Source organism: Asticcacaulis sp. (assembly GCF_020217185.1).
In the GTDB taxonomy this organism is placed as follows: domain Bacteria; phylum Pseudomonadota; class Alphaproteobacteria; order Caulobacterales; family Caulobacteraceae; genus Asticcacaulis.
The window spans coordinates 1-10000 of sequence record NZ_JAIWNX010000044.1 but is presented as its reverse complement, the minus strand read 5'-3'; the positions used below and the strand labels follow the sequence as shown (position 1 = coordinate 10000).

7 protein-coding genes and 1 pseudogene are annotated in these 10000 nt (G+C 58.2%); 6 read left to right on the top strand and 2 right to left on the bottom strand.

The window, feature by feature from the left end; translation table 11 throughout:
* Both LDL37_RS02140 and LDL37_RS02135 read left to right on the top strand, forming a co-directional pair.
* Nucleotides 1-1388 (top strand): ACT domain-containing protein (locus LDL37_RS02140; protein WP_290793642.1); only part of this gene is annotated, 1388 nt, incomplete at its 5' end.
* A 70-nt stretch (nt 1389-1458) separates the two neighbouring features.
* Entirely contained in the window at nt 1459-3156 is a 1698-nt protein-coding gene (locus LDL37_RS02135) for a PAS domain-containing methyl-accepting chemotaxis protein (RefSeq protein ID WP_290793639.1), read from the top strand.
* A gap of 115 nt (nt 3157-3271) precedes the next feature.
* On the opposite strand, the pseudogene LDL37_RS02130 reads toward LDL37_RS02135, so the two are convergent.
* Nucleotides 3272-3463 (bottom strand): annotated as a pseudogene (locus LDL37_RS02130) (type II toxin-antitoxin system ParD family antitoxin); the annotation flags it as partial.
* A gap of 371 nt (nt 3464-3834) precedes the next feature.
* Here LDL37_RS02130 and LDL37_RS02125 point away from each other — a divergent pair.
* The 4 genes from LDL37_RS02125 (at nt 3835) to LDL37_RS02110 (ending at nt 9326) form a co-directional block, all read left to right on the top strand.
* Nucleotides 3835-6033 carry a P-loop NTPase fold protein gene (locus LDL37_RS02125; protein WP_290793637.1) on the top strand — a complete coding sequence of 733 codons (2199 nt, stop codon included), beginning with the start codon at nt 3835-3837 and terminating at the stop codon, nt 6031-6033.
* A 126-nt stretch (nt 6034-6159) separates the two neighbouring features.
* Complete coding sequence (murJ, locus tag LDL37_RS02120; protein ID WP_290793634.1) at nt 6160-7746, top strand: murein biosynthesis integral membrane protein MurJ; 1587 nt, start codon at nt 6160-6162, stop codon at nt 7744-7746.
* 12 nt (nt 7747-7758) lie between these two features.
* Nucleotides 7759-8754: a tryptophan--tRNA ligase gene (gene trpS / locus LDL37_RS02115; protein WP_290793631.1), complete on the top strand. Its 996-nt coding sequence runs from the start codon at nt 7759-7761 to the stop codon at nt 8752-8754.
* Between the two features lie 14 nt (nt 8755-8768).
* Nucleotides 8769-9326 (top strand): copper chaperone PCu(A)C, encoded by a 558-nt coding sequence (locus LDL37_RS02110; RefSeq protein ID WP_290793628.1) that lies wholly within the window; start codon nt 8769-8771, stop codon nt 9324-9326.
* Here the strand turns inward: LDL37_RS02110 and LDL37_RS02105 are convergent.
* On the bottom strand, nt 9323-10000 hold a 678-nt coding region (locus tag LDL37_RS02105), incomplete at its 5' end, for a dienelactone hydrolase (RefSeq protein WP_290793626.1). The genes LDL37_RS02110 and LDL37_RS02105 overlap by 4 nt on opposite strands.

Here is a 10000-nt window from a genome sequence, read left to right as displayed (position 1 = left end):
CTGAGTTCGGGCACATTGTGGCCCAGACCCAGTTCAACATGTACCACACCTACACGGTCGATGAGCATACCCTGCGCGCCATTGGTATCATCCGCGATATCGAGTTGGGGCAGCATAAGGAAGACCACCCGCTGGCCACGTCGCTGATCCCCAACTTGGCCAATAAGGAGACCCTTTACCTCGCCATGCTGTTGCACGATGTAGGCAAGGGCGGCGAGTTGGGGCAGGAGATCGAGGGCGAAATCGCTGCGCGGCGCGCCTGTGCGCGGCTGGGCCTCGAAAAGTGGCAGATTGATCAGGTGGCGTGGCTGGTGCGGCACCACCTTGTCCTGTCCGACTATGCGCAAAAGCGCGACGTGTCGGACCCCGAAACCGTGGCGTCTTTTGCGCGCATCGTTGAAACGCCTGAGCGCCTGCGTCAGCTTCTGGTTCTCACCGTCGCCGATATCCGCGCCGTGGGGCCGGGCGTGTGGAACGGCTGGAAAGGGCAGTTGATGCGTGAGCTTCAGGCCGCCACCGAAGCCGCCTTCCGTGGCGGGCGTGGCAGCGAAGGCGACGCCGTGACCCAGGTGCGCGAAGAGATTCAGGCGCGCGCCGCCGCCCTGCGTGAGTCCTTAAGCGCCGGGGATGCCCGGATGCGCGGTTGGCTCGATACAATGGAAGAGTCGTATCTGTTTGCTTTTTCTGCCGACGAAATCCGCCAGCACGCCCGTCAGGTGTGGAGCGCTGCCGAAGGCAAGGCCTCGGCTCAGGCCTATATCGACCATACGCGCAATGCCGCCCGTTTCTGCATTACGGGGCCGGACCGTCCGGGCCTGTTTGCTGATCTGGCGCGCTGCTTCACCAATATGGGTGCCAACGTCGTGGGGGCACAGGTCTTTACCTCCACCACGGCTCAGGCGCTCGACGTCTTCTACGTGCAGGACACGCAGGGCAAGCCCTTTGGCCATGACGATCCGGGCCGCATTCGTCAGATGGAACAGGCGCTTGAAAAGGCCGTCGGGGGTGAAGTGGCGGCGCCCCTGATCCATAAGGCGATCAATGCCCACCGCACGGCGGCCTTCGCTATCGCGCCGACCGTGGTGTTCGACGATGAATCCAACCCGCAAATGACCATTATCGAGGTGTCCGGCCGCGACCGTCCGGGGCTTCTGGCCGATGTGGCCAGCGTGCTGGCGCGTGCGCATCTCGATACGGCCTCGGCCCACATCGACTGCTACGGCGAACGCGCCGTCGATGCCTTCTACGTGGTCGATCACTTTACGCGCAAGCAACTGACCAAGGCGCAGCGCGACAAGGTTCACCGCGCCCTGACCGATGTGCTGGACCCCCCCTCGGCCCCGTCACGTGCCACCCCTACGCGGGCAAGGGCGTCGATGGCGCGTTAAGGAGCAGATTTAACCTCTTATTGAGACCCTTCCGTAACAATGTCATTCATTGTGTTGCGGAGTGTCGTCCATGTGGTCAGCGTTTGGTGGAAAAAAGTCGCATAAGGCCGATAGCCTTAATCAGGACCTGCTGACGGCGATTAACCTCAGTCAAGGTCTTATCGAATTTGACCTCGACGGGCATGTGCTTTCCGCCAACGCCAACTTTCTAAACCTGATGGGCTACTCGGCCTCTGAACTGGTAGGTAAGCACCATTCGGCGTTTGTCGATGCGGGGGAGGTGCAGACGTCAGCCTATCGGCAATTCTGGGCCGACCTGAAACACGGGGTCGCGCAAAAAGGAGAGTTCCGGCGTCAGACCAGAGACGGGCGCAACGTCTATCTGGAAGCCGTTTATAACCCCATTCTCGACCGTTCGGGCAAGCCTTACAAGATCGTCAAAATCGCCTCCGACGTGACCGCGCGTAAGCTGCGCGACCTCGATCTGGAAGGTAAGGTCGCGGCGATTTCGCGCTCTCAGGCCGTTATCGAGTTCGCTCTGGATGGCACGGTGATTACGGCCAATGACGCCTTCCTGAAGGTGATGGGCTATCGTCTGGACGAAATCGTCGGACGGCATCACCGCATGTTTGTCACGGATAACGACGCCAAAAGCGCGGCCTATGCCGATTTCTGGCGGCGACTACTGGTGGGCGAGTTCGTCTCTTCGCAGTTCAAGCGGATCAATAAGGACGGGTGCGAGGTCATCCTTCAGGCCACCTATAACCCCATACTGGGCATAGATGGCCGGCCCCTGAAGATCGTCAAATTCGCCTCTGACATCACTCAGCAGGCTCAGAAGGATGCCGACCTTCTGAGCCAGGTGGAAGCCATTTCGCGCGCGCAGGCGGTCATTGAATTCAGTCTGGACGGCACCATCCTCAATGCCAATGACAACTTTCTGAAGGTCATGGGCTATGGGCTGGACGAAATCCGCGGCAAGCACCACCGGATGTTTGTGGATGAGGCCACGGCCAGCAGCGACGCCTATCGCGCGTTCTGGACCCGTCTGGCGCACGGTGAATTCGTTTCCGCAGAGTTTCAGCGTCAGGCCAAGGGTGGGCGAACCGTCTATATTCAGGCCTCGTACAACGCCATTCTCGACGTGAATGGCAAGCCGTACAAGGTCATGAAATACGCCACCGACGTCACCGCCCGACGCATAGCGCTCAACCGGACGACCGAACTGTCCCACTCGCTTCAGGACCTGTCGGCGGCGGTTGAGGAAATGGCGGCCACGGGCCGGTCGATTTCCGACACCATGTCACAAACCAAGGCGGCGGCGGATCAGGCCAATCAGTCCGTCAACGAAGCCGACGACAGCGCCCGGCAACTGGCTGTTGCGGCGGCGCAGATGGACGGCATCGTCGAGATGATCAGCAATATCACCAGCCAGATCAATCTTCTGGCGCTGAACGCCACCATCGAATCGGCCCGCGCAGGCGAAGCCGGGCGTGGTTTCGCCGTCGTGGCGACCGAGGTTAAAAATCTGGCCACTCAGGCGCGCAGGGCCACCGAACAGATTGTCGGCGAAATCGCCGGCGTGCGCGCCTCCTCTGCCGCCGTGGTCAATGCGCTTGACGCCATCCGCGCCACCGTTTCCAATGTGCAGGAACAGGTCCTGTTCACGGCAGGTGCCGTCGAAGAACAAAGCGCCACGTCTCAGGATATGGCGCGCAATATGCAGATTGCCTCCTCAGAAGCCGAAAACATCGTCCGCGCCGCCTGAGCGCTCAAAACCGAGTGATCAACCCAGCATGGTCCCGTGGCTTTAGTGACAAAATTTAAGCCATTGTCGCTTACGTAGCAGAAACGGCGACGGGACACATGGAACCGGTGGTAAATTATTCGCCTCGCTCAGCCGCCATGCGGGTGTAGCGCTGCTTCAATTCACGCATCAGAGTATCGTGCGGGATCAGCGCTCCGGCGGCCTCTTCGGACAGGCCGGTGTGCAACGCGCGGTCCAGCTCAGCGATACGGCGTTCCCGTGCCTCGATAATCCGCAGCCCTTCACGCACCCATTCGCTGGTGTTGTTGTAGCGACCGCTTTACACCATCTGCGCCGCGAATTGTTCGAAATGCTCACCCAGATAAACAGACGTCGCCATCACATACCTAGCCTATACGAATATCGTACATCGGGAGGGGTCAGAAGGCAAACGGGGTGGACATAGTAGTTTTGGCTTCACAAATAATACCTGATTGTCCTCATCTCTTTGGCCCACACATTCCATAAGCAGGCAAGCGTATCTATAGCGGGGTCGTGCGAGCCTTTTTACCTCTATTGGGCTATTTGATAAGCTCAACTTGATATCGTTCGCCGATGTTAAAACGTGTCGAGTCGCATTAGGCTCATTGTACAAATTCGATACACCATCATCTTGCTCACGATTGTACACGGTGCGACATGAATAATCCTAATTTAATCAAAGGCGACCGTGCTCTAAGTGCAGGTGGTACGGACAGGCTCGGTTTCCGTAACGTGGCTAAGCGTATAAGTAGCGCTTTGATCGACAGTGCCACCGATGGTGGTCTCGTGGTCGGTATTGAAGGGGAGTGGGGCTCTGGTAAGTCAAGCCTGCTTCATATTATCGTTGAAGAAATTGAGGCTTTGGAGCAATACAACCGCCCAACGATAATCAATTTTCGGCCATGGCTCATCGGTGACCGCGATGCTTTGATAACCAGTCTGTTCCAGTCCTTAAATTCGAAACTTAATGAGATTGCTGCTGGAGAGGGAGATTTTGCACCGGATGCGGCAGCCAAGGCAAAACAAGCCGCCGAAATTTTGCGACAGTTTGCTAGTCGAGTTAGCAAATTCGGTGCCGTGGTTAAGGTGGTTGGCGAAGCTACCGGCTTGAAACCCATTGAATGGGCGGGTGGCGGCATGACTGCAGCTAGCGAGCTTCTGGAAAAGGGCAAAGAGAAATCGCTAAGCGAATTAAAGGATTCCTTAATTAAGTTACTTCGCGAACTCAACCATCGCTTCATTGTGACCGTTGACGACGTGGACCGTTTAGAACCAGAAGAGGTTATTGAAGTTCTTCGCTTGGTTCGGTCGGTCGTGGACTTACCCAATGTCATTTATCTGCTTTGCTATGACGGGCAGATTTTATCTCACAGCATTGAGCAAGCGACCGGCATTGAGAGCGGGCATGCCTATCTAGAGAAGATTATCCAGCTAACTGTATTTGTTCCGAAGCCAGAACCTCTTCAACTGAGGCAGTGGTTCACGGACGAATTGAAAAATTTTGCGGAGGTGAAAAGTGAAGACGAACTTTCGCGGTTGCGATACGTTATTGATTTCGAAGGTGGGCGACAGTTACGCACTCCGCGTTCTGTAGTTCGCACGCTGGACTCAATGCGCTTTTACTGGCCTCCTTTGCGCGAAGCGGGTGCGGATTTGGCGGATTTGGTTTGGCTTCAGCTAATCAAAGACGGAAATCCCAATTTATACCGCTGGATAGAAAAATATTGCGCGACGGCATCCCTAGTATCACTCGGAATTGCTCGCGTGGAAAAAGCCGAAAACGAACACGAGTATGAGGCTTTGATGGCATCTGTACCCAAGGGGCACTTCAAAGACGTTCACTATCGCTATTATTTCGCTGTACAATTGCCCGGCGTAGAGGCTGATTTTGGCAAAGATGCAGATGGTTTCAAACTCTTTCAGAAAATCACCAATCATGAGCAAGCGAAGGCGTTAGAACAACGACGTCTAAGTAGCCCCGACCATTATCGGCTGTATTTTGCCATTTCTGGGCCTGTCCACGAACTCACCATTAACAATACATCGACTTTTTTGAATGCGGTTGATGAAAGCATCGCGGCGGCGGCTAAAGCAATGATTGTTTTGCACGACGAAGAAATATCCCATAATCTGACAAAGCTCGATCTTTTACTTGATCGTCTAGAGTTTAATGTCTCCGAAACGCTTTCTTCAATTCAAGCCAAGACATTTCTATTGAGTCTATCCAATATGTTAGATGCCGCTTATCTCAAACGGCCCTTTGATCCGTTTTGGCCGGGCACACTTTGGGGGCGAGCCGAAAAAATAATCAAACCTGTCCTTAAACGCGTAGGCGACTTACATCGCGTGGACCTATTACAGAAAATGTTTAGAGAGGGTGAGGCCTTGGCTTGGCTCACCTCCATTTTCCGTAGAGAGACCTTCGGACATGGTCGCTTTGGAGGCCGACAAAGCTTTGTAGATGAGCGACTCCTCACGGGCGAAGAACTCGATTTAGTCACATCGATAATGCAGAGTCGCTACGGCAATATGACTGTCGATGAGATATTTTCGACTCCTGAACCAGCAAGTCTGATGTACGCTTGGTATCAGAGTGGTGACGAGATCGGTCCGCGTGAAAAATTGGCCCCGTTCCTGCAGTCCAACGACGGTTTGATAAAGTGTTTGGAAGTATTTACGGGCGTTGTTAACAGCAGCGCCCGAGGCCGGTACAATGTTCTGCGTCCGCAAAGCATCACCCCGTTTATGGATTATAATGACGCGAGGGCACGGGTACAGCAACTCATAACCGACGAGCAATTGAGCAGTCGGGCCAAGAGTCTTATGGCCGCCTTTGAAGACGGTGAGAAGAATTAAGAAACAGAACCTCTAGCACCGTCACCGGAACCATCGGCTGCTCCCCCCATTAACCCCTCCACGCTTGCTAATTCCTGCGGCTAGGGTAAGAGCGAAACCGATTGCTCTCCTTTAAGGCCATGCCGCGTGTCTCAGGAAACCGGGTCGAAACCCACCAGCGTTGTGCGTTCGTCGCTTGTCTTTGGCGGCATGACTTTGGTCAGCCGCGTCATGGGCTTTGCCCGTGATCTGGTCATCACCGCCGTCATGGGGGCGTCGGGCAATATCGCCGCCGATGCCTATGCCACGGCGCTGACCTTCCCCAATTTGTTCCGCCGCATCTTTGCCGAAGGCGCCTTTACCGCCGCGTTCGTGCCGGCCTATTCGGCGGCGCTGGAGAAAGAAGGCCCCGAAGCCGCTGATCGGCTGGCGCGCGACGCCATGGCCACCATGACGATGATCGCCATTGTGCTGAGCGCGCTGGCCATGATCTTCATGCCGCAGGTAATGGCTGTCTTTTCGCACGGCTACGCCGACGATCCGGCCAAGATGCGTCTGACCATCATACTGACGCAGATTACCATGCCCTATCTGCCGTGCATGACCATGGTGGCGCTCCTGTCCGGGGTGCTGAATGCGCGCGGGCGTTTTGCCCTGTCGGCCTTTGTGCCGACCCTGCTCAACCTGTTCATGCTGGTGTTCGTGTGGTTCGGTAAGGACCCGATACACGCCTCCTATCTGGCGGCCATTGGGGTTTTAACCGCCGGTGTGGCGCAGGCGGCGCTGCTCGTCTGGGGCTGCCGCAGGACAGGGGCGCGCATCGGGTTTGTATGGCCGAAGCTGACCCCGGAAATGCGCGGCCTGCTGCTGCTGGCGGTGCCGGGCGCGCTGGCCGCCGCCGCGACGCAGATCAATGTCTTCGTCTCCTCGCTTCTGGCGTCGGGCGTCAACGGGGCGCGTACCTGGCTGAGCGTCGCCGATCGCCTGTATCAGTTGCCGCTGGGGCTGGTCGGGGTGGCCATTGGCGTGGCGCTGTTGCCGACCCTGTCGCGGGCGGTGCAGTCGGGTGATACGGAGCGCTCGCAAAGCGTGATGGACGATGCCGTGCTGTTTGCCATGGCCCTGACCCTGCCCGCCGCAGCCGCGCTGATCGCCATGCCCTTCTTCCTGATCGACGGCCTTTACACGCGGGGGGAGTTCTTGCTGCGCGACGCGCAGGAAACGGCCCGTGCCCTGCTGCATTACGGCTGGGGCGTACCGGCCTTCGTGCTGGCGCGCGTACTGACCCCGGCCTTTTTTGCGCGTAAGGACACCTATGGGCCGATGAAGTTCGCCATGGTGTCGGTGGTGGTCAATCTGGCCTGTGGCCTGACCCTGTTCCCGCTGATCGGCGTGGCGGGGCTGGCCATTGGCACCTCGGCAGCGGCCTGGGTCAATGTCGGCCTGATGTGGTGGACGCTGAGCCGCCGCAAGACGTGGTCGCCGGGCCCCAAAGCCGCGGCGGGCCTGCTGAAGATCATCATGGCCGGGGCGCTGATGGGGGCCTTCTGCGCGCTGGCTTCGCACTATCGCGCGGTGATCGAAGGGGTGATTGAGCCTTTGACGCATCATCTGACCAAGGAAATTGCCATTGTGGGCGTTTGTCTCGTCGGACTTTTCGTTTATATCGCCCTTCTGTTCGCAACACGGGCCGTCCGCCCGTCCGACATCAGGAAAGCCCTGCGTAAGGGGTAAGAAGGTCCAAAAATGCGTATTCTGTCCGGTATTCAGGCGTCCGGTTCGCTTCACCTCGGCAACTATCTCGGCGCGCTCAAAAAGTTCGCCGATATGCAGTCCCTTGAGGCCACGCGCTTCTACATGATTGCCGATCTGCACGCGATCACCGTCTGGCAGGACCCGGACAAGCTGTTGTCGCAGACGCGCGAAATCGCCGCCTGTTATCTGGCTGCCGGGGTTGATCCGGCGAAGTCGGCCATCTTCCCGCAATCGGCGGTGCGCGCCCATTCGGAATTGGCGTGGATTTTTAACTGTGTGGCGCGTCTGGGCTGGCTCGACCGCATGACTCAGTTCAAGGACAAGGCGGGCAAGGACAAGGAACGCGCCTCGATCGGCCTCTATACCTATCCGGTGCTTCAGGCCGCCGACATCCTGCTCTATAAGGCCACCCACGTGCCGGTGGGCGAGGATCAGCGTCAGCACCTTGAACTGACCCGCGACGTGGCCAAGAAGTTCAACCACGACTACAAGGTGGACTACTTCCCCTTGCCGGACACCCTCTATCAGGGGCCGGGCGCGCGCATCATGTCTTTGCGCGACGGGCTGGCCAAGATGTCGAAGTCCGATCCTTCGGACAATTCGCGCATCAACCTGACCGACGACGCTGACACCATCGCCTCCAAGATCAAGAAGGCCAAGTCGGACGCCGAGGTGCTGCCGTCTGAGGAGACCGGTCTGTCTGAGCGCCCGGAGGCTAAGAATCTGGTCGGTATCTATGCGGCTCTGGCCGGCGTGTCGGTGCAGGACGTGCTCAACGACTTCGGCGGTAAAGGCTTCGGCGCGTTCAAACCGGCGCTGGCCGAGGTGGTGGTGGACAAGATGTCGCCTATCTCCGAGCGCCTGCGTGGGTTATTGAATGACCCGGCAGAGGTTGACCGCGTGCTCAAGCTGGGGGCCGAAGCGGCCGAGGCGGCAGCGGAACCGGTGGTCAGGGACGTCAAAAAGATCGTTGGACTGTGGGGCTAAATAGGGAGGATACCATGCGTAAGTTTATCGTTCTGTCTGTGGCGGCGCTTTCGCTGGGCGCTCTGGCGGCTTGTGACGGCGGTCATTCGACCGCGGAGGTCAAGACCGAAACGGAATCCCACGGCGTCACCACCGTGAAGACCAAGACCGACGTCGATGGCGTCAAGACCGAAAGCGGCCTTGAACTGTCGCACTATGCGGTGCGCGCGGCGCTTGGGCAAAACCCGAATACGGGCGGCTATGTCACCGTCAAGAATATCGGCAAGGACGATGACCGTCTGGTTTCGGTGGTCTGTGATTGCGCCGAAAAGGTCGAGTTGCATACCATGAAGATGGACGGCGACAAGATGATGATGTCGCCCGTACCCGAAGGCTTTGAGGTCAAGGCAGGGCAGACGCTGGAGCTGAAGCCCGGCGGCAATCACATCATGCTGATGGGGCTTAAGACCCGTCCCGCCGATGGCGAAACACTGAGCCTGACGCTCAATTTCGCCAAGGCCGGGGCGGTGAAGATCGAGGCCCCTGTGTCGAACGCCCCTCTTTCAGGTCCGGCGGAACACAGCGGGCATTAAGTTTTAAAACGCCTTACAAACTCGGCAAAAGCGGCCCGCACGGTGGACACCGATTGCGGGTCGTATTTCATGAAGCCGAAACGATCGGCCCCCAGCTCATCGAAAGCGTGGGTGGAATCGACCACGACCGTCTCCAGCGGCACGCCCTGAGCCCGCAGGCGACGCACGGCCTTCAAAGACAGGCTGAAACGCGCCAGATGATCCTTAAGCGCAATGACCATCAGGGTCGGGATTTGCCGCCGCCACGCCTTGTCCATCGAACGGGCGAGGAAGTTGACATAGGGGTACATCAGAAACAGGCCGCGCACCTGCGTCAGGGGTTCGGGGCTGGGGTCGCTCAGCCGCGCTTCACCGGGGCGGGTCAGGGGCTGCGTCATCAGGTCCATGATCGCCCATGCCCCGTGGCTCCAGCCGGCGAGCAGGATGCCGTTCACCTCCGGCCGTTGCGACAGGCCCCACAGCAGGGCCAGCACGTCGCCGGAGCGTGTATAGCCCCTCAGCCATAACCCGTTGCAGGCCAGAAAGGCCGCCAGACGCCGCTTTATACCGCGCGGGGAATAGGAATCGACGATCACCGCTCTCAGGCCCAGCGAGACGGCATAATCCGCAAACAGGGTGATATTGCGCCCGACGCCGCCGCAGCCGTGAAACAGCACGACGGTCAGGCGCGGCGC